The sequence below is a fragment of the Flavobacterium sinopsychrotolerans genome, from assembly GCF_900110375.1.
GTDB classification, from domain to species: domain Bacteria; phylum Bacteroidota; class Bacteroidia; order Flavobacteriales; family Flavobacteriaceae; genus Flavobacterium; species Flavobacterium sinopsychrotolerans.
Genome location: NZ_FODN01000004.1, coordinates 161,648 through 182,283 on the forward strand (window position 1 = coordinate 161,648; position 20,636 = coordinate 182,283).

The window sequence follows — 20,636 nt, forward strand, 5'->3', positions numbered from 1 at the left end:
TGAAATTTCTGTCAATTTGTCGGTAGTATTGTATTGGAATATAAATTGAATATTGATTTACAAAGTTAGTCAAATAACCACAAAACAATATAACATCATGAACATAAATAAATTTACCATCAAATCCCAGGAAGCCATCCAGCTTTCGCAACAATTGGCACAAAGCCAAGGACAGCAACAAATAGAAAACGAACATATTTTCAAGGCTATTTTTGAAGTCGATGAAAATGTGGCTCCTTTTATTTTGAAAAAGCTAAACGTAAATGTGCCGTTATTTCTTCAAATTTTAGATAGCACGATTCAGAGTTTCCCGAAAGTTTCCGGTGGCGAAATAATGCTTTCCAGAACTGCAAACACGACGCTTAATGAAGCTGAAATTATCGCTAAAAAAATGAATGACGAATTCGTTTCTGTGGAGCATTTAATTTTGGCAATTTTTGATTCTAAAACCAAAGCAGCCCAAATATTAAAAGATCAGGGCGTAACCGGAAAAGGATTGAAAGCCGCCATAGAAGAATTACGAAAAGGAGAAAGAGTGACTTCTGCTTCTGCTGAGGAAACCTATAACTCATTAAATAAATACGCTAAAAATCTCAACGAATTGGCAAGGTCTGGAAAACTGGATCCTGTTATTGGTCGTGACGAGGAAATTCGCAGAGTATTGCAAATTCTGACCCGTCGAACTAAAAACAACCCAATGCTAGTGGGAGAACCTGGAGTGGGAAAAACCGCCATTGCCGAAGGTTTAGCGCACAGAATCGTAGATGGAGATGTTCCTGACAATTTGAAAGATAAAATCGTGTATTCCCTTGATATGGGGGCGCTGATTGCTGGTGCCAAATACAAAGGGGAATTTGAAGAGCGATTAAAATCAGTAGTAAAAGAAGTAACTTCTGCCGAAGGTGATATTGTTTTATTTATTGACGAAATTCACACACTCGTTGGTGCCGGAGGTGGCGAAGGCGCTATGGATGCGGCTAACATTCTTAAACCGGCTTTGGCTCGTGGGGAACTTCGCGCTATCGGGGCGACAACATTGGATGAATATCAAAAATACTTTGAAAAAGACAAAGCACTCGAAAGACGTTTCCAAAAAATAATGATTGAAGAACCGGATACTGAAAGTGCCATTTCGATTTTACGTGGTATCAAAGAAAAATACGAAACACACCATAAAGTTCAAATAAAAGATGAAGCTATTATTGCTGCCGTCGAATTGTCGCAACGCTATATTACCAATCGTTTTCTTCCGGACAAAGCCATTGATTTAATGGACGAGGCAGCTTCAAAAATACGCATGGAAATCAATTCAAAACCCGAAGAACTGGATGTTTTGGATAGAAAAGTAATGCAATTGGAAATTGAAATTGAAGCGATTAAAAGAGAAAAAGACGAAAGTAAACTCAAAGTTTTAGGAATGGATTTGGCCAACCTAAAAGAAGAGAGAAACGAAATTTATGCCAAATGGAAATCGGAGAAAGATGTGGTCGATAACATTCAAGCGGTAAAAACAGAAATTGAAGATTTCAAATACGAAGCGGAACGTGCCGAACGTGATGGTGATTATGGAAAAGTAGCCGAAATTCGTTATGGAAAAATCAAAGAAGCCCAAGAACGATTGGATGCGTTTCAAAAACAATTGGCTGAAGATCAAACTGGAGGAACTTCATTGATAAAAGAAGAGGTGACCCGCGAAGATATTGCCGAAGTTGTGGCCAAATGGACTGGAATTCCGGTGATGAAAATGCTTCAGGGCGAAAGAGAAAAACTGCTAAAACTGGAAGATGAATTGCATCACAGAGTCGTAGGACAGGAAGAAGCCATTCAGGCGGTGAGTGATGCCGTACGCAGAAGCCGTGCAGGATTGCAGGACATGAAAAAACCGGTAGGAACTTTTCTTTTCCTTGGAACTACAGGAGTTGGGAAAACAGAATTGGCAAAAGCCTTAGCCGAATATCTATTTGACGATGAAAATGCAATGACGCGTATTGACATGAGCGAATACCAAGAACGCCACAGCGTTAGTCGTTTGGTTGGTGCACCTCCAGGATATGTGGGTTATGAAGAAGGCGGACAATTGACGGAAGCTGTTCGTAGAAAACCCTATTCTGTGATATTATTGGATGAAATAGAAAAAGCGCATCCTGACACGTTTAACATCTTGCTACAAGTCTTGGATGAAGGACGTTTAACAGATAACAAAGGACGTCTGGCCGATTTTAAAAACACGATTATCATCATGACTTCTAATATGGGAAGCCAGATAATTCAGGAGAAATTTGAAAACCTAAAAGGAAGCGTCGAAGCCGCAACCGAAGTTGCTAAAGTCGAAGTATTGGGCTTATTGAAACAAACGGTTCGCCCGGAATTCATAAACCGTATTGATGAAATTGTAATGTTTACGCCACTTACTAATGAAAATATCACCAAAATCGTAGGTTTACAACTAAAAAGTGTTACTAAAATGTTAGCACTTCAAGGCATCACTATGGACGCTACTCCAGAAGCTATTGCCTATTTATCTGAGAAAGGATATGATCCGCAATTTGGAGCCAGACCCGTGAAACGTGTGATTCAAAGAGATGTTTTGAACCAGTTATCTAAAGAAATTCTTGCCGGAAAAATCAAAACAGACAGTATTATTCTGTTGGATGCTTTTAATGGGCAGTTGGTTTTTAGAAATCAAAGCGAGTTAGTTTCTTAATCGGAGGAATTTTAAAAATAATGAAAAACATCAGTCGAAAGGCTGGTGTTTTTTTAGGAGTAAACCTTCTGATTTAATTGATGTTTTATAATCAGTATCTAAAAAAAGTAAAAATGCGAAACCACTTTAATCTATAGCTTCAATTTCACAAATTGGAAAGTGTACAATTGGAAAATTACACGAATTGGCTATAAAACAGAGTTGGTTTGCTTTTTTATGCAAGCTAAGTGCCTCCTCTATTTTTTCTTTGTTAGTAATACGAACTTTCGGATTCAGTTTAATGGCAATAAAACGACCGCTACCGTCAGCCGAAACTTCCAGAGTTGCCTCCGCTTCGTCTGTATAAGACACCACGTCGATACCATTTTGTTTACAAACATATAAGTAAGACATCATGTGACAGGAAACCACACTACTCAATAACAGGTCTTCAGGATTGTAAAAAGCAGGATCTCCTTTGAAAGCTTTAGCAGCCGAAACATTTAAAACAGCCTTACCGTCAATCGTTATGGTATGACTTTTAGTATACGTCTCCGCTTCCTTTTTGGAAAAAAACCAATCTAATTTAGCTTTAAAAACATGTTTGAATCCCATAATTATTTTTATTTCAAAAGTAACTAAAAACAGTAGGACTCATGCAGAAAGATTTTGAGTGAATATTAACTAAAAATTCACCCATTTTATAAATAGAGTAAATAAAAAAAGTTTTAGATTCGCAGGAATAAACAAACAAAGCGCAAGATCGAATTTTCGTTCAAAAAAATAATTCAGCGCAGTTTCTAAAACAATCAAAATGGCATCAGGTTTTTTCGCATTATTAGATGATATCGCAGCAATTATGGATGATGTTGCGGTAATGAGCAAAATAGCAGCTAAAAAAACGGCTGGTATTTTAGGTGATGATTTAGCCGTAAATGCGGAGAAAGCCTCTGGATTTATCTCATCAAGAGAACTGCCTGTATTATGGGCAATTGCAAAAGGCTCCCTGCTCAATAAGGTAATCATTTTGCCTATCGCCTTTCTGTTGAGTGCTTTTTTACCGGTGGCTGTTATTGTAATCTTAGTACTTGGAGGACTTTATTTGGCCTACGAAGGTGCCGAAAAAATATACGAATACTTCTTTCCGCACGAGCATGCAAAACACGAAATTTCGTTGGAACCGCTGACCGAAGAACAAATATTAGCCTTTGAAAAAGAAAAAATAAAATCAGCCATCGTAACCGATTTTATTTTATCCGTAGAAATCGTAATTATTGCATTGGGAACTGTAATTGGCAAACCCATTTCATCACAAATAATGGTTGTTTCCATCATTGCACTTATAGCAACCGTGGGAGTTTACGGGATTGTAGCCCTAATTGTACGTATGGATGAAGCAGGTTTAAAACTGATTCAACTGAGTTCTAAGGAAGGAAGTTTTACAAAAAAAGTAGGAAATATTCTCGTACAAGCACTGCCAAAAGTCATCAAGAGTTTATCCGTTATAGGAACTATCGCTTTATTATTAGTGGCAGGCGGAATATTTGTACATGAAATTCCGTTCCTGCACGATATACTACCACAAATACCATCCATTATAACTGAATTTATAATCGGCCTTGTATTCGGGGGAATTGTTTTGGGAATTGTAACCCTGTTCAAAAAAATTATTGGCAAAAAGTAAGCAGCAGTTGAATACACTTTAGCTCTATAAATAATTTAAAACAAGGAAAACATCAGTCGAAAGACTGGTGTTTTTTTATGCCTTTTTTAGGAGCAGAACTATTCTAATTTTTCAAGACGAGCTCTCCCGCTGTCCGCAGTATCTTTTTTATAAATCCATCCCTATCGGGTTACATTTATAAAAAAGGATACTTGCTCCCATCGGGGCTATTTGGCAACGAGTTTTTTCCAGAATGAAGTGGTGCTAAACGATTCGTTTTTCTAAAAACCAAATCTTTCATTAACCACATCCAGATAAAAAAATTGTTCCAATATTTTGTAGTAGATATTTACATTTTAGTAAAACTATATAAAAACGGTTTATAACAAAAAGCTAACCTAAAGTCATTTGCGTTTTCGTTGTAAAATGTTGCGTTTTGTCGTTATAAATGTAGGAAAATAATAAATGTAAAATTCACTAAACGCAAAAAACCCACTGAATCCAGTGGGTTTTGTTGTGAAGGCAGAAGGATTCGAACCTTCGACCGCCTGCTTAGAAGGCAGGTGCTCTATCCAGCTGAGCTATGCCTCCATTGCTCATGAAAAAAATATAGTCGGGGTGGCAGGATTCGAACCTGCGGCCTCCTGCTCCCAAAGCAGGCGCGATAACCGAGCTACGCTACACCCCGAAAAAAAATATAAAGCGGAGGGACAGGGACTCGAACCCTGGCACCGATTGCTCGATGACAGTTTAGCAAACTGCTCCATTACCACTCTGGCACCCCTCCAAGCTCAAAGAAACGTGTCCTGTTTTGCGGTTGCAAATTTAAGACATCTTTAGACTTCTCACAAGTATTTGAGGGCTTTTTTTTAATATTTTTTATCATTTATATAAAAACACTTCACAATCAAACATATAGATTAAAAATAAATTTAAAAAAGATAATCTCAACATCAAAATATGAAATTGTATAAAAAAGATTAAATTTGCTACATAAACCAACATTATGAAAGTCATGAACAAAAGAGTTGTTATCGTTTCTGCCGTTAGAACACCTATCGGAAGTTTTATGGGGGGATTATCTACAGTTACTGCTCCAAGATTGGGCGCAGTGGCTATAAAAGGTGCTTTGGACAAAATAAAATTAGATCCAAATTTAATTGATGAAGTATTTATGGGTAACGTAGTTCAAGCTGGCGTAGGACAAGCTCCTGCTCGCCAAGCAGCTATATTTGCAGGCTTACCTAATACCGTTGCTTGCACCACAATAAATAAAGTTTGTGCTTCAGGAATGAAAGCTGTTATGTTGGGGGCGCAAGCTATTCAATGTGGTGATGCCGAAATTGTAGTTGCCGGTGGAATGGAAAACATGAGTTTGATTCCACATTACATGAACTTAAGAAATGGAACAAAATTTGGTCCAGCAACCATGATAGACGGAATGCAGAAAGACGGACTGACTGATGCCTACGATAACAGCGCTATGGGAGTGTGTGCTGATCTATGTGCTGCAGAATATAACTTTACCCGTGAAGACCAAGATAACTACGCAATTCAATCCTATGAGCGTAGTGCAAAAGCTTGGGATGCTGGAAAATTTGACAATGAAGTTGTTCCAGTTCCAGTTCCACAAAGAAAAGGAGATTCTATCATAGTTTCTAAAGACGAAGAATTTACAAACGTAAAATTAGATAAAATACCAGCATTGAATGCTGTTTTCACAAAAGACGGTACCGTAACTGCCGCTAACGCATCTACAATAAATGACGGAGCAGCAGCCGTGGTATTAATGAGCGAAGAAAAAGCTTTAGCTTTAGGCCTAAAACCTCTGGCCTACATTAAAGGTTATGCTGATGCGGCACAAGAACCAAAATGGTTTACTACAAGCCCCTCAAAAGCAATTCCAAAAGCATTAGAAAAAGCAGGAATAGCAATTAGTGATGTTGATTATTTTGAATTCAATGAAGCTTTTGCTGTTGTAGGTTTGGCTAATTCTAAAATTTTAGGTCTAGATGACAACAAAGTAAATGTAAATGGTGGCGCGGTATCTTTAGGACATCCCCTTGGTTGTTCCGGAGTAAGAATTATTGTTACATTAATCAACGTTTTAGAACAAAATAACGGAACTATCGGTGCAGCTGCAATTTGCAATGGTGGTGGTGGTGCCTCGGCAATTGTTATTGAAAAAGCATAACTAATACTAAAATTGATGAGTTATAGGTTTTCGAACTTATAACTCATTTTTCTTAACTCCTAAATCAACCTAAATGTTTGGAATTTGTAATCTAGCAATGATCCCGCTTCGCTTTGAACCTAGTGACAAAAGTGAAATTGTTTCTCAAGTTTTATTTGGGGAACATTTTGAAATTTTAGAACAACTCAAGCAGTGGTCTTACATCAGAATGCAATATGATGATTATGAAGGCTGGATAGACTCTAAACAATTACAACCGATTTCAGAGTCCAGCTTTAAGCAATTGTCGTCAGAAGCTATCATTTTAAATTCTGATTTGATTGAATATGTTACTGCTCCAAACAACTTATTGATACCAATTCCCCTTGGGTCTTCGTTAGCATTTATCAATCACAATGAGATAAATATTGCTAATTTTGATTTTGAAGGAATTAAAACCAGTGGTGAAAAAGCTAAAAGTAACTTAATCAATACAGCCTTTATGTATCTGAATGCTCCTTATTTGTGGGGAGGAAAAACACCTTTTGGTATTGATTGTTCCGGATTTACTCAAATGGTATATAAGCTAAATGGCTATAAATTACTCAGAGATGCTTCACAGCAGTCAACACAAGGAGAAGCATTAAGTTTTATAGAAGAAAGCGAACCTGGAGACTTAGCTTTTTTTGACAATGACGAAGGTAGCATTACACATGTAGGAATTATAATGGCCGACAATTATATCATTCATGCAAGTGGAAAGGTTCGAATTGACAGATTAGATCATCTTGGAATTTACAATGCCGAAATAAACAAACACACCCATAAACTCAGAGTGATAAAAAAAATTATTTAAATCGGCATCGTTATTATTAATATCTCCAAATTATATGCGTGCTTTTAAAGCATTATACTCAGCAGTCATATCCAGCGCTCTATATAAATTTAATAGTAATTTAGAAATATCCTGATCCTTAGGAATTTCTGCATTACCTTTTTCTAGATAAGAAATAGCCTTTTTAATTAAATTATCTTTTTTAATTATCAACTCATCATAAATCTTCATATCACTAGCTGATGTACCAAGATTGCTCATCTGATCCATTATCGCTTTTTTCTCATCAATTTTTAGATAGGCCAAGTTTAAATAGGAATCAGGATTTTTGGGGTCAATCTCTAATATTTTACTATTAAACTTCTCTGACTTATCTAAATCTCCTTTTTCAAGATACATATAAGCCATATTTGTGTATATCTCCACTTTCTTAGATGGAGATTTTTGCATTCTAGGCTTTATATGAGTTCCTTCTTTAACACTCAAATCTCTTGATGCTGCAGAACTAAACAATTCTTCTTCATTAGTTTGCTTATCAACAGCATAATAATCTAAACCCTTCCCTGAGTATTTGAGAACATCCAATTCTTCATAAAGTTTTAAAGCTTGATTATAATCTTTCGCATCTCTATAATAAGATGCTGCATAATATAAATTTATAGTATCTCTTTTATTAGTCAAATAAATAGTATGCATTTTACTTGCCCCTTCTGAAAATCTTTTCGCCTTAGCATCAGCAATAGCACTATTTAGTAAATCCTTTTTTATTTTTTTTATAGACTCTAATGCCGTAACTGAATATTTAAATTTACCCGATGCCTTTTCAGCTGCAATCAACTCTTGATAAGCTGTAACTGTTAGAGCAACATTTTTAGTTGGTTCAATATTTTTTTCTACTAAACCAGTTAAAACTTTAGCTTTTAAGTTAAAAAATTCAGACTGATCAGATGCTTCTGCATTAAAAATTAAATACTCAGCACTATTCAATATGCCTATCGCCTGCTGTAATTTACCACTATTAAACTCTGTTTCAGCCGCCTTTATTTGACTTTTTTGAGCAAAGGAGGCTATTGAAAAAAATAAAAAATAGATAATCGTTAAGTAGTTCTTTTTCATATTAATCTGGTTTTTGGTTTTAAGGTTAGAATATTGGTTTTTTATTAAGAGTAATACTGTTTAAAAGTTCTCTTTTATATTAAAATTAAGTATTTTATATTTCTAAAAATATAATTTAATTTCTATTTTACAAAAAAAATAGTAACAATTATTTAATTTAACATTATCACATATTCAAAAGACTAATTACCAACACATTAAAAAACATACTATTAAACTATGTTAATTATTATTCCTACTAAATAATAAAAAAGTTACAATTCAAAAAATAAAAAACCCTTTCAAAATAAACTTTTGAAAGGGTTTTTATTTTAACTTGACAGTTATGTTACTTTGAAAACTATATTATAGCTTTGCTTTTAAAGCTTTATATTCAGCTGTCATTTCTAAAGCACTATAAACTCCTAAAAGAGTTTTAGAAACATCCGTATTTTTAGGATCTAGTTCAACTGCTTTTTCAAGATAAGGAATTGTTGCTTTAAAGAGTTCTTCTCTTTTCTTTTTCAATTCATCATAACGCTTCATGTCTTTAGCAGAAGTTCCCAGTTTATTCATTTCATCAATAATTACTTTTTCATTCTCTAACTTCATTGCAGCAAGATTGATGTAAGCATTTGTATATTTTGGGTTAATTTCAATAACTTTTTTGTAATATTTTTCAGCATCTGCTACATTCTTAGCAGTTGCACTTATTACTCCCAAGTTAAAAATCAAATCAGCATCATTTGGATTTTTTTGTAATACTTCAGCGATTAGCTTTTTGTACATTTCAAAATCCTTTGTTTCTAAATAAAGATTAGCCTCAGTCAAAGTCAAAGAAGTGTCTTCAGGATTTGCCATTCTGGCTTCAGCAATTGCTTTTTTAGCCTCTTCAGTTTTACCTTTTTCAACTAAAATCAAAGCCATGTTTTTGTAGATTTCTCCTCTTTTTGAAGGAACAACCTCAGTTCTTGGTTTTTCGTGAGTTCCTAATTTAACCATTTTATCTCTTTCTTGAAGTGTATTAAAAAAGTCTTCCTGACTAGTTAATTTATTCACTGCAAAATAACTTGTTCCTTTTCCAGAATAGTTCAACGTTTTCAAATTATCATACAATTCAAGCGCTTTGTCATATTCTTTTGCATTTACATAAGTAGACGCTGCATAATATAAATTTATGGTGTCTTTTTTATCTAACAAATAAGCATCATATAATTTTTTAGCACTATCAGAGTGTTTATCAATTTTCGAATCTGCAATTGCACCGTTTATCAATTTGAATTTAATATCTGTAATTGAAGCTGCAGCCTGAGTTGAGAATTTAGATTTCCCAGAAGCTTTCTCAGCACCAATTAAATCTTGATACGCTTTTGCAGCAAGAGAAAGATTCGTATCTGTATCAACATTTTTATTTGCTAAATCCAATAAAGCATTTCCTTTTACAAAGAAAAACTGCGCTTTCTCAGCATCTGTTGCATTAGTTATTAAAGACTCCGCTTCCATCAAAATGGTCACTGCTTCTTGAGATTTACCACCTTTCAACGCTTTTTCAGCCGCTTTAATTTGATCTTTTTGAGCAAAAGTAGCTACTGATATCAATAATGCTGATGCTAGTAATACATATTTACTTTTCATAATATTCTATGTTTGTTTAATAATTATTCTTGTTCTCTTTTTTATTTATGCTTCATCATCAGAATCATCCTCTTCAGTCTCCTCGTCAATTTCATCCTCTTCAGAATCGTCTTCATCCTCTTCCGTACCTTCGTCCTCTAGAACTTCTAAGACTGGCTTCACTCTTTCAATAGCTTCCGTTTCGATAACATTTCCATCTTCGTCAACAACTACTTCTGCTACATCGTCTTTCATTACTTTGGTAACTGCTGCAATTGAATCTTTACCTTTTAGATTTATCAATTTAACCCCTTGAGTAGCACGTCCCATTACACGCAAATCTTCAATAGCCATTCTGATTGTTAATCCAGATTTATTAATAATCATCAAATCATCAGCGTCAGTAACTGCATTTATCGAAATAAGTTTTCCGGTTTTTTCTGTTATATTAAGTGTTTTCACACCCTTTCCTCCACGATTAGTAATTCTATAAACATCTTCACCATCTTCATCAACTAATTTGGTACGTTTACCATAACCATTTTCAGTTACTACTAAAATTTGTGAATCATTAATATTTTCCTTATCAACAGTAACCATGCCAATTACTTCATCGGTATCATCCTTAAGTGTAATTCCACGAACTCCGGAAGCTGTTCTTCCCATTGGACGTGTTTTAGTTTCTTCAAAACGAACTAATTTTCCAGATTTCACGGCCAAAATAATTTGACTTTCTCCATTGGTTAATTTAGCTTCCAATAATTCATCGCCTTCCTTAATAGTAATTGCAGCGACACCATTAACTCTAGGTTTAGAATATTTCTCTAAAGATGTTTTCTTAACCTGACCTTTTTTGGTCACCATAATAAGGTTGTGGCTTTTTATGTAATCCTGATCTTTTAAATCTTGCGTACAAATAAATGCTTTTACTTTATCGTCACTTTCAATATTTACTAAGTTTTGGATTGCTCTACCTTTAGCAGTTTTACTTCCTTCCGGTATTTCATAAACACGCATCCAGAAACATTTCCCTTTTTGGGTAAAGAACATCATATATTGGTGATTCGTTGCCACAAACATGTGTTCTAAGAAATCTTGATCTCTTGTACCAGCGCTTTTTTGACCAACTCCACCTCTATTCTGAGTTTTGTATTCCGTAAGATTAGTACGTTTAATATAACCCGCATGTGAAATGGTAATAACTACATTCTCATCGGCAATTAAATCCTCGATACTTACATCACCACCTGAATATTCTATGATAGAACGACGCTCATCTCCGTATTTATCACGGATTTCAGTCAACTCTTCTTTAATCAAAGCTATTCTCAAGTTTACATCCGCTAATAAAGCTTTCAAATGCTCAATTAACTTCATGATTTCGTCGTATTCCGTTCTTAACTTATCTTGTTCCAGACCTGTTAATTGACGTAAACGCATTTCTACGATAGCACGAGATTGAATATCTGATAATTTGAATCTTTCGATTAATTTTTCTCTTGCTTCTTCAGTACTTTTTGAAGCTTTGATTAAAGCAATTACTTCATCAATATTATCCGAAGCGATAATCAAACCTTCTAATATATGCGCTCTTGCTTCCGCTTTTTTCAATTCGAATTGCGTTCTGCGAGTTACCACATCATGACGGTGTTCGATAAAATAATGAATCAGTTCTTTCAGATTCAACATTTGCGGACGCCCTTTTACAATGGCAATATTGTTTACACTAAATGAAGACTGTAATTGTGTAAATTTATAAAGTGTGTTCAAAACTACGTTTGGTGTTGCATCACGTTTTAAAATATAAACGATACGCATTCCATTTCTATCCGATTCATCACGAATATTTGCAATTCCATCAATTTTTTTATCATTCACCAAATCAGCTGTACGCTTAATCATGTCAGCTTTATTGACTTGATAAGGAATTTCGGTAACGATAATACATTCTCTTCCATCAACTTCTTCAAAACCAACTTTGGCACGCATCACAATACGCCCTCTACCTGTTTTGAATGCTTCACGAACGCCTTCATATCCATATATAATTCCACCAGTAGGAAAATCCGGGGCTTTAATATGCGTCATCAACTCGTCAACCTCAATGTCATTATTATCCATGAAAGCTAACGTACCGTTAATCACTTCCGTTAAGTTGTGAGGTGGCATATTAGTCGCCATACCTACTGCAATTCCTGTTGCCCCATTTATTAATAAGGTAGGAACACGCGTTGGCATAACCGTTGGCTCTTCTAGAGTATCATCAAAATTTAATTTAAAATCAACCGTTTCTTTATCTATATCCGCTAAGATTTCTTCCGAAATCTTACGCATTCTAGCCTCCGTATAACGCATCGCTGCAGGACTATCACCATCTACAGAACCGAAGTTACCCTGACCGTCTATTAATAAATAACGCATACTCCATTCCTGCGCCATACGAACCATGGCATCATAAACAGAGGTGTCACCGTGAGGGTGATATTTACCAAGAACTTCCCCAACAATTCTTGCAGACTTTTTGTGGGCTGATCTGGAGTTAACTCCTAAATCATGCATTCCAAATAGTACTCTTCGATGTACTGGTTTCAAGCCATCTCTAACATCTGGAAGTGCTCTTGATACAATTACTGACATCGAATAATCGATGTAAGCCGTTTTCATTTCATCTTCTATGTTAATAGGAATTAACTTTTCTCCTTCAGACATAAGTTGTTATATTAAATAATTATATTAGTTTCAAAACGTGCCAATATACGCTTTTTTGAAATTTTTAAACCAATTTTAAAATACTTATTTCAATGATTTATTAACAAATTAAACTTCGCTTTTAGTTAATAATTTAAGGGAAATTTAACTTTAATATTATGATTATTTTTGTCTCTTAGCTGACACGACTTCTTATAGGAATGGTTTTTGTTTTTCTATCACTAATTCACTAAATTTACGATATCAAATATATATTATGGATGATAATTTTTCACCAAGAGTAAAAGACGTTATTACTTACAGCAAAGAAGAAGCTTTGCGACTCGGGCATGACTTCATAGGAACTGAACACTTAATGTTGGGTATTTTAAGAGACGGAAATGGAAAAGCAATTCAAATATTGAATAACCTAGATGTTGATTTAGACCATTTACGCAGAAAAGTGGAAATCCTAAGCCCAGCAAGTCCAAGCCTGGAAGTAAATGTTGAAAAGAAAAACCTACACTTGACACGACAAGCAGAAAGAGCCTTGAAAACCACTTTTCTGGAAGCTAAAGTATTTCAAAGTTCTTCCATCAGCACCGCACATTTATTGTTGTGCATATTAAGAAACGAAAACGATCCAACAACCAAGCTATTGAATAAACTGAAAATTGATTATGACGTAGCTAAAGAACAATATCTAAACATGACTCCAAACGAAGAAGATTTTATAGAAAACTTGCCACGAAATGAATCGTATAATGACGATTCAGGACAAGATGACAGTCTCAAAGAAGGTACTTTTAACAATCCGGCCAATAAATCAAATAAAAAATCTAAAACACCAGTTTTAGATAATTTTGGAAGGGATTTAACTGAAATGGCCGAAGAAGGAAAACTAGACCCTGTTGTAGGACGTGAAAAAGAAATCGAACGTGTTTCTCAAATTTTGAGCCGTCGTAAAAAGAACAACCCTTTACTTATTGGAGAACCTGGAGTGGGAAAATCAGCCATTGCCGAAGGTTTAGCGTTGCGAATTATTCAGAAAAAAGTATCGCGTACTTTATTCAATAAACGTGTCGTTACCTTGGATTTAGCGAGTCTTGTTGCAGGTACAAAATACCGTGGACAGTTTGAAGAGCGTATGAAAGCAGTAATGAATGAACTGGAAAAAAATGATGATATCATTCTTTTCATAGATGAAATTCACACTATTGTGGGTGCTGGTGGCGCAACAGGTTCACTGGACGCTTCTAATATGTTTAAACCAGCATTAGCTCGTGGAGAGATTCAATGTATTGGTGCAACAACATTAGACGAATACAGACAATACATAGAAAAAGACGGCGCATTAGAAAGACGTTTTCAAAAGATAATTGTGGAACCAACATCTGTTTCCGAAACAATTACTATTTTGAATAACATCAAAAACAAGTACGAAGACCATCATAATGTTACCTACTCGCAAGAAGCAATTGAGGCGTGTGTAAAATTAACGGATAGATATATGTCGGAACGTTTCTTACCAGACAAAGCCATTGATGCATTAGACGAGGCAGGTTCTAGAGTTCACATTACCAATATTGAAGTTCCTAAACAAATTTTAGATCTCGAACGTCAATTAGAAGACGTACGTGAATTGAAGAATGTTGTGGTAAAAAAACAAAAATACGAAGAGGCTGCTAAACTTCGTGATGATGAAAAACGCATTGAAAAAGACTTAGCTATTGCTCAAGAACAATGGGAAGAAGACGCTAAGAATAACCGAATTGAAGTTACTGAAGACAATGTAGCCGATGTCGTTTCGATGATGAGCGGAATCCCCGTAAATCGTATTGCTCAAACAGAAAGTAACAAACTGGCTAAACTTCCAGAACTAATAGAAGGGAAAGTTATTGGACAAAAAGAAGCAGTAATGAAAATTGCTCGTTCTATCCAAAGAAATCGTGCCGGATTGAAAGATCCGAATCGTCCAATTGGTTCTTTTATTTTCTTAGGACAAACAGGTGTTGGTAAAACCCAATTAGCCAAAGTATTAGCTAAAGAATTATTCGATTCTGAAGATGCATTGATTCGTATTGACATGAGTGAATACATGGAAAAATTTGCAATCTCTCGTTTAGTTGGAGCGCCTCCGGGATACGTAGGATATGAAGAAGGTGGTCAATTAACGGAAAAAGTTCGCAGAAAACCATATTGTGTTGTTTTATTGGATGAGATTGAAAAAGCCCATCCTGATGTTTTCAATATGCTATTGCAAGTTTTGGATGATGGTTATTTGACAGACAGTTTAGGTCGCAAAATTGATTTCAAAAACACTATAATTATCATGACTTCGAATGTTGGAGCCAGACAATTAAAAGATTTTGGACAAGGTGTTGGTTTTGGAACTGCTGCCAAAGTCGCTCAGGCTGACGATAATTCGAAAAGCATTATTGAAAACGCATTGAAAAAAACTTTTGCTCCTGAATTCCTTAACAGAATTGACGATGTAATTGTTTTCAATGCTTTAGAAAAACATGATATCGATTTGATTATCGAAATCGAATTGAAAAAATTATTTGCTCGTGTTGCTGAATTAGGCTACCAATTGAATCTTTCTGATAAAGCAAAAGCTTTTATTGCAGAGAAAGGTTTCGATAGACAATTTGGCGCAAGACCACTAAAAAGAGCTATTCAAAAATATGTTGAAGATGCGCTTGCCGAAGAAATCATCACTTCGAAAATTAGTTCCGGAGATGAGATTTTCATGGATATTGAGGAAGGCTCACAAGAGTTAACAGTGCAAATTCATAAAGCTGGAGAGCCTACAAATCCTTAAATTCATTAAACAATTATAGTAAAATAAACCCGTTACGTTTTTATAACATAACGGGTTTATTCTTTACAGCAAACATACTTTTTTTGAAAACAAATATTTACATTTGGTCTTTATAAAAAAGGTTAAACAAAATTAATTTATGTCAGATAACAAAGTTATTCTAGGTAGTGAAGAATGGTGTTCTTTTCCAGAATTAGGGATCCCTACCATTAAAGCCCGAGTAGATTCGGGTGCAAAAACATCCGCTTTACATGCTATAAACATTGCTCCGTTTATCAAAAATGAAAGCAACTGGGTGAAATTTGACATTAACCCAATTCAAAATAATTTAAAAACGGTAATTCATTGTGAAGCACCATTAATTGATAAACGCATCGTTAAAAGTTCGAGTGGTTTTAGAGAACAACGCTATGTAATTCAAACAAATCTACAAATTGGAACTTCTCAGTGGCCAATAGAAATGACGTTGACCAATCGAGATTCAATGGGTTTCCGAATGCTTTTAGGTCGTGAAGCCATGAGCGGAAGAGTTCTGGTTGATCCGGAACAAAAATATCTTTTGGGACAGCCTACTTCTGATAGTTTAAAAGAATTATATAAAAATTCCGAGAAAGCAAGTTCTGGTTTACGAATCGGACTTTTGGCAAGTAATCCTGAATTGTACAGCAACAAGCGTATTATGGAGGCAGGCGAAATGCGTGGTCACGAAATGCATTTTCTGAACATCAAGGAATGCTATATGAAACTGGATGCAAAAACGCCAGAAATTCATTATCGTGGCGGTAAAATACTAAATCAATTTGACGCCATTATACCAAGAATCAGGCCTAGCATTACATTTTACGGTTGCGCATTGACCAGACAATTTGAGGCATTAAAAGTCTATTGCTTGAATTCATCGAACGCCATTACGCAATCACGCGATAAATTATACTCTTTACAATTACTGCTGAATCACGGTGTAGAAATTCCTACTACTGGTTTTGCCAATTCTCCTTTGGATACCGATGACTTGATAAAAATGGTTGGCGGTTCTCCATTAATCGTAAAATTACTGGAAGGAACACAAGGGAAAGGTGTCGTCTTAGCCGAAACAAAAAAAGCCGCAGAAAGTGTAATCAATGCATTCAAAAGCTTAAATGCCAATATATTAGTTCAAGAATTTATCAAAGAAGCTAACGGAAAAGATATCCGTTGTTTTGTAATTGACGGAAAAGTAGTTGCCGCCATTCAGCGTGAAGCGATGCCCGGCGAATTTAGAGCCAACATCCATCTTGGAGGAACAGCATCAGTTATAAAGGTAACCGCAGAAGAAAAACGTATTGCCATAAAAGCTACGAAAGCTATGGACCTCAAAGTGGCAGGTGTAGATATCATTCGTTCCGCTAAAGGCCCGTTATTATTGGAAGTAAATTCATCGCCAGGATTAGAAGGAATTGAAGGAGCTACCAATAAAGATATTGCCGGTGAAATGATAAAAGCAATTGAAAAGAATTTTAAACAAAAAACAGATTTAAAATAACCAATAATTCGGCATTACTGTACTACAATATATTTAATTATTGACAGTAAAGTAGTTTAGCAAATGTATTAAACCTAAAAAAAATGAACGAATATCTTGATATAATTCTTCGAAGTATTACCGTTTATTTTTTTATGGTTATTGCATTACGCCTTTTTGGCAAGAAAGAATTGTCTCAACTGAACACTGCTGATGTAATATTAATTCTACTCATCAGTAACTCCGTTCAAAATGCAATGGTAGGAAACGATACCAGTTTATTGGGAGGTTTAGCTGCGGCAACTGTATTGTTTAGCATCAATTTTATTTTAAAGAAATTGATGTTTAAGTACCCAAAATTCAGTGATTTCATGCAAGAAAAACCAGAAATTCTTATACACAACGGCAATTTGGATTTTAAGACTCTTAGTAAATTAAACATCACTTCTGATGAATTAAAAGAAGCCATGCGGGAACATGGAATTGAATATTTTAAAGATGTAAAATTAGCAATGCTAGAAATAGACGGAAATATTAGCATTATATCTGGAGACACCAATTTAAAACAAACCCATTACAAACGCAGACGCATTCATAAAAATTTAGGTGGAATAAATTAGACTTAAAGAACTCAAAATATAGCTAAAGGGTTTTAAAAACAAACGAATTGCATCAAAATAATTATGCTCGATTCTTTCAAAACATACTTTCAATCCAAAACGAATCTAACGGACGAACAGTTTCTTTCGATTACAGATACATTGCAATCCAAAAAAGTAGAAAAAGGAACAGTCCTACTCCATCAGGGCGATATTTGTCAACACTCTTTTTTTGTTTCCAAAGGTTTATTACGTTCGTACACCATTGATGAAAATGGAAAAGAACATATCATTCAGTTTGCGGCTGAGAATTGGATTATTTCGGATAGAAGTAGTTCTTATTTCAATGAACCTTCTGAATTATTTATTGATGCTATTGAAGATACTGAAATTGTGTTCATCGACAAAAAATTCATTAATGCTGCTGCAGAAATAAGCATTTCTTTTCGAGAACAAGACAATACTGCGCTACACAATCACATTCGACAACTTCAAAAACGAGTCAACTTATTATTAGGAGCTACTGCTGAACAACGCTATTTAGATTTCATAACCATTTACGCAAGTCTTACTTTACGAATTCCACAATGGATGATTGCTTCCTATCTAGGTATTACGCCTGAAACTTTGAGTAGGGTTCGCAAAGAATTAGCTAAAAGGAATTTTAAGCCGTATTAATTCTTAACAAATTCATTTCTTATCCTACATCAATGCATCTGATTTTAATCCATAGTAAATTTGTACTATAATTAAAATAAGACATCACAATGAAAACAAAAAATATTGAATTAGTATTGGCTCCACCTCCACCACACATGGTTGGTGACGGTTTTAGAGTACACAATTTTATCCCGAGCGGATATCATTTAGACATGAAAAGAATGAGTCCATTCATCATGATGGATTATAATTCTAAATTTTATTTTCCGCCAACGGACCAACCCAGAGGCGTAAGTGTCCATCCACACAGAGGTTTTGAAACCGTTACGATTGCCTACAAAGGAAAAGTAGCGCATCATGACAGTTCCGGAAACAGTGGCATTATTGGTGAAGGAGATGTACAATGGATGACTGCAGCTTCGGGAATTTTACACAAAGAATACCATGAAGAAGAATTTAGCAAAAATGGTGGTGATTTTCAAATGGTACAGCTTTGGGTCAACCTTCCGGCAAAAGACAAAATGTCAATACCAAAATACCAGGGAATTACTAACGACCAAATCAATAAATTGGAACTTCCTGATAATGGCGGCGTGATTGAAGTGATAGCTGGAGAATATGAAAATGCAAAAGGTTCTGCTTCTACTTTCACACCCGTACATTTACTAAATGCCAAATTAAGTAAAGGAGCAAAAGCATCTTTTCATTTTCCGGCAAATTACAACACTGCTTTACTTGTTATTGAAGGAAGCATAAAAGTGAATGATAGCAAAAATGTTCCTGCTGACCACTTTGCATTGTTCGAAAATGAAGGCGAAGAATTTACCATTGAAGCAACTGAAAATGCAATCGTTTTAATTTTAAGCGGTGAACCTATCAATGAACCTATTGCAGCACACGGTCCGTTTGTAATGAATACCCAAGCCGAAATCATGCAAGCATTCAATGATGTGAATATGGGGAAATTCGGTTATTTAGAAGAATAATTCGTTATTTTTATATTTTAAAATACATCAAAATGTCAAACATCAAACTGATAATAGAAGAACGCCCGAGTAATATTGGTAACTTTATGGTTGGGCGATTGCTTCCCTTTCGTGAAAAAAGAATGGTTGGACCATTTGCATTCATCGATCATATGGGACCAACCTGTATGAGCGATTACGAAAATCTTGATGTTCCGACACATCCACACATTGGGCTTTCCACTTTAACCTATTTGTTCGAAGGAAGCATTATGCACAAAGACAGTTTGGGAACTGAAATGGAAATCAAACCCGGGCAAATCAATTGGATGACTGCAGGAAAAGGAATCGTTCACTCGGAACGAACGCCTGAGTATTTGCGTAGTTCTAATAAAATGTTGCACGGACTTCAAATTTGGGTGGCATTACCGAAAGAATTGGAAGAAATGGAGCCTTCTTTTTTTCACGTTCCTGAAAATCAAATACCAGAATGGGAAACGGATGATATTGCCTATAAACTTATAGCTGGCGAAGTACTTGGTAAAAAATCACCTGTCCCGGTTTACAGTCCGCTGTATCTTTTAGAACTAAAAAGCACTACGAGTCAAACCGTTACAATAGGCGAGTATTTATTTGGAGAAAGCGCTTTATACATTTTAGAAGGCAGTATTGAAAGTGAAGGAAATGTATTTGGTCCAAAGCAAATTTTGATTGCCAAAGACAGCAAACTCTGTACTTTTGACATGGTAGCAAACACCACAATTTATATTTTTGGAGGAGAACCCTTTCCAGAAGAACGAATTATCTATTGGAATTTTGTCGCTTCAACTAAAGAACTGATTGAAAATGCAAAAGCAAAATGGTTGACACAAACGTTTGATACAGTTCCTGGCGAAACTGAATTTGTTCCACTTCCGGAGCAAAATAAAAAAGACAAATAATGGGTAAGATAACAGCAAGCATTGGTACTGAACTTTACAAAACGGAAATAGAATCCGAAACAAATTTGATCATTTCTGATGAACCTGAAAGTAGCGGAGGAAAAGATTTAGGCTTTGAGCCAAAAGAATTACTGGCTTCTTCCCTAGCTGCTTGCACGTGTATTACTTTGCGCATGTATGCCAACCGAAAAGGTTGGAATTTAACCGATGCAAAAGTTGAAGTCACTTTTGAAACTGATTCAGTGGAAAATAAATTCAAAATAGTACGTAACATTCAGTTATTCGGAGCTTTAGACAATGATCAAAAAACCCGTTTATTAAACATTGCTGATAAATGTCCGATACACAAAATTTTAACCAACCCGATCGAAATAACAACAGCATTAAATTAGAAA

At 35.2% G+C, this 20,636-nt stretch carries 15 protein-coding genes and 3 tRNA genes; 11 read left to right on the top strand and 7 right to left on the bottom strand.

Going from position 1 to position 20,636, the window contains the following annotated elements:
• The first annotated feature begins 97 nt into the window (after nt 1-97).
• Nucleotides 98-2,704 (top strand): ATP-dependent chaperone ClpB, encoded by a 2,607-nt coding sequence (clpB, locus tag BMX64_RS09275; RefSeq protein ID WP_091171154.1) that lies wholly within the window; start codon nt 98-100, stop codon nt 2,702-2,704.
• 126 nt (nt 2,705-2,830) lie between these two features.
• Here clpB and BMX64_RS09280 read toward each other — a convergent pair whose 3' ends face one another.
• Complete coding sequence (locus tag BMX64_RS09280) at nt 2,831-3,298, bottom strand: OsmC family protein (protein ID WP_091170742.1); 468 nt, start codon at nt 3,296-3,298, stop codon at nt 2,831-2,833.
• Nucleotides 3,299-3,497: 199 nt separating this feature from the next.
• On the opposite strand from BMX64_RS09280, the gene BMX64_RS09285 reads away from it, so the two are divergent.
• Nucleotides 3,498-4,367, top strand: coding sequence for a DUF808 domain-containing protein (locus tag BMX64_RS09285; protein WP_091170746.1), 870 nt, complete (start codon nt 3,498-3,500; stop codon nt 4,365-4,367).
• Nucleotides 4,368-4,863: 496 nt separating this feature from the next.
• On the opposite strand, the gene BMX64_RS09290 is transcribed toward BMX64_RS09285, so the two are convergent.
• The 3 genes from BMX64_RS09290 to BMX64_RS09300 form a co-directional block, all read right to left on the bottom strand.
• Nucleotides 4,864-4,937 (bottom strand) — tRNA-Arg (locus BMX64_RS09290).
• A gap of 22 nt (nt 4,938-4,959) precedes the next feature.
• Nucleotides 4,960-5,034 (bottom strand) — tRNA-Pro (locus tag BMX64_RS09295).
• Nucleotides 5,035-5,049: 15 nt separating this feature from the next.
• A tRNA-Ser gene (locus BMX64_RS09300) sits at nt 5,050-5,133 on the bottom strand.
• Nucleotides 5,134-5,361: 228 nt separating this feature from the next.
• Between BMX64_RS09300 and BMX64_RS09305 the strand changes: the two genes are divergently transcribed.
• A complete protein-coding gene (locus BMX64_RS09305) occupies nt 5,362-6,540 on the top strand; it encodes an acetyl-CoA C-acyltransferase (RefSeq protein WP_091171159.1) in 1,179 nt (392 codons plus the stop codon).
• A 73-nt stretch (nt 6,541-6,613) separates the two neighbouring features.
• A complete protein-coding gene (locus tag BMX64_RS09310) occupies nt 6,614-7,375 on the top strand; it encodes a C40 family peptidase (RefSeq protein WP_091170750.1) in 762 nt (253 codons plus the stop codon).
• A 30-nt stretch (nt 7,376-7,405) separates the two neighbouring features.
• On the opposite strand, the gene BMX64_RS09315 is transcribed toward BMX64_RS09310, so the two are convergent.
• From BMX64_RS09315 to gyrA, 3 genes are all read right to left on the bottom strand, one after another.
• Nucleotides 7,406-8,470 carry a tetratricopeptide repeat protein gene (locus tag BMX64_RS09315; RefSeq protein ID WP_091170753.1) on the bottom strand — a complete coding sequence of 355 codons (1,065 nt, stop codon included), beginning with the start codon at nt 8,468-8,470 and terminating at the stop codon, nt 7,406-7,408.
• A 345-nt stretch (nt 8,471-8,815) separates the two neighbouring features.
• Complete coding sequence (locus BMX64_RS09320) at nt 8,816-10,084, bottom strand: tetratricopeptide repeat protein (protein ID WP_091170757.1); 1,269 nt, start codon at nt 10,082-10,084, stop codon at nt 8,816-8,818.
• 45 nt (nt 10,085-10,129) lie between these two features.
• Nucleotides 10,130-12,772, bottom strand: coding sequence for a DNA gyrase subunit A (gene gyrA / locus BMX64_RS09325; RefSeq protein WP_091170761.1), 2,643 nt, complete (start codon nt 12,770-12,772; stop codon nt 10,130-10,132).
• Nucleotides 12,773-13,028: 256 nt separating this feature from the next.
• On the opposite strand from gyrA, the gene BMX64_RS09330 reads away from it, so the two are divergent.
• The 7 genes from BMX64_RS09330 (at nt 13,029) to BMX64_RS09360 (ending at nt 20,633) form a co-directional block, all read left to right on the top strand.
• Nucleotides 13,029-15,575, top strand: a complete 2,547-nt coding sequence (locus tag BMX64_RS09330) for an ATP-dependent Clp protease ATP-binding subunit (RefSeq protein WP_091170764.1) — start codon at nt 13,029-13,031, stop codon at nt 15,573-15,575.
• A 139-nt stretch (nt 15,576-15,714) separates the two neighbouring features.
• Nucleotides 15,715-17,097 carry a 30S ribosomal protein S6--L-glutamate ligase gene (gene rimK / locus BMX64_RS09335; protein WP_091170767.1) on the top strand — a complete coding sequence of 461 codons (1,383 nt, stop codon included), beginning with the start codon at nt 15,715-15,717 and terminating at the stop codon, nt 17,095-17,097.
• An 83-nt stretch (nt 17,098-17,180) separates the two neighbouring features.
• The gene (locus BMX64_RS09340; protein WP_091170771.1) at nt 17,181-17,696 is read left to right on the top strand and encodes a DUF421 domain-containing protein; all 516 of its coding nucleotides are present in this window, start codon (nt 17,181-17,183) and stop codon (nt 17,694-17,696) included.
• Nucleotides 17,697-17,756: 60 nt separating this feature from the next.
• Nucleotides 17,757-18,353, top strand: coding sequence for a Crp/Fnr family transcriptional regulator (locus BMX64_RS09345; protein ID WP_396180374.1), 597 nt, complete (start codon nt 17,757-17,759; stop codon nt 18,351-18,353).
• Between the two features lie 89 nt (nt 18,354-18,442).
• The gene (locus tag BMX64_RS09350; RefSeq protein ID WP_091170776.1) at nt 18,443-19,321 is read left to right on the top strand and encodes a pirin family protein; all 879 of its coding nucleotides are present in this window, start codon (nt 18,443-18,445) and stop codon (nt 19,319-19,321) included.
• Between the two features lie 32 nt (nt 19,322-19,353).
• Nucleotides 19,354-20,241 (top strand): pirin family protein, encoded by an 888-nt coding sequence (locus BMX64_RS09355; RefSeq protein ID WP_091170780.1) that lies wholly within the window; start codon nt 19,354-19,356, stop codon nt 20,239-20,241.
• Nucleotides 20,241-20,633 carry an OsmC family protein gene (locus BMX64_RS09360; protein WP_091170787.1) on the top strand — a complete coding sequence of 131 codons (393 nt, stop codon included), beginning with the start codon at nt 20,241-20,243 and terminating at the stop codon, nt 20,631-20,633. Before BMX64_RS09355 ends, BMX64_RS09360 begins: the two co-directional genes overlap by 1 nt.
• Nucleotides 20,634-20,636: the final 3 nt, after the last annotated feature.

What these genes read in the sequence shown, in the direction of transcription:
- clpB (WP_091171154.1), top strand. Translation starts at nt 98, where the DNA reads ATGAACATAAATAAATTTACCATCAAATCCCAGGAAGCCATCCAGCTT.
- BMX64_RS09280 (WP_091170742.1), bottom strand. Translation starts at nt 3,298, where the DNA reads ATGGGATTCAAACATGTTTTTAAAGCTAAATTAGATTGGTTTTTTTCC.
- BMX64_RS09285 (WP_091170746.1), top strand. Translation starts at nt 3,498, where the DNA reads ATGGCATCAGGTTTTTTCGCATTATTAGATGATATCGCAGCAATTATG.
- BMX64_RS09305 (WP_091171159.1), top strand. Translation starts at nt 5,362, where the DNA reads ATGAACAAAAGAGTTGTTATCGTTTCTGCCGTTAGAACACCTATCGGA.
- BMX64_RS09310 (WP_091170750.1), top strand. Translation starts at nt 6,614, where the DNA reads ATGTTTGGAATTTGTAATCTAGCAATGATCCCGCTTCGCTTTGAACCT.
- BMX64_RS09315 (WP_091170753.1), bottom strand. Translation starts at nt 8,470, where the DNA reads ATGAAAAAGAACTACTTAACGATTATCTATTTTTTATTTTTTTCAATA.
- BMX64_RS09320 (WP_091170757.1), bottom strand. Translation starts at nt 10,084, where the DNA reads ATGAAAAGTAAATATGTATTACTAGCATCAGCATTATTGATATCAGTA.
- gyrA (WP_091170761.1), bottom strand. Translation starts at nt 12,772, where the DNA reads ATGTCTGAAGGAGAAAAGTTAATTCCTATTAACATAGAAGATGAAATG.
- BMX64_RS09330 (WP_091170764.1), top strand. Translation starts at nt 13,029, where the DNA reads ATGGATGATAATTTTTCACCAAGAGTAAAAGACGTTATTACTTACAGC.
- rimK (WP_091170767.1), top strand. Translation starts at nt 15,715, where the DNA reads ATGTCAGATAACAAAGTTATTCTAGGTAGTGAAGAATGGTGTTCTTTT.
- BMX64_RS09340 (WP_091170771.1), top strand. Translation starts at nt 17,181, where the DNA reads ATGAACGAATATCTTGATATAATTCTTCGAAGTATTACCGTTTATTTT.
- BMX64_RS09350 (WP_091170776.1), top strand. Translation starts at nt 18,443, where the DNA reads ATGAAAACAAAAAATATTGAATTAGTATTGGCTCCACCTCCACCACAC.
- BMX64_RS09355 (WP_091170780.1), top strand. Translation starts at nt 19,354, where the DNA reads ATGTCAAACATCAAACTGATAATAGAAGAACGCCCGAGTAATATTGGT.
- BMX64_RS09360 (WP_091170787.1), top strand. Translation starts at nt 20,241, where the DNA reads ATGGGTAAGATAACAGCAAGCATTGGTACTGAACTTTACAAAACGGAA.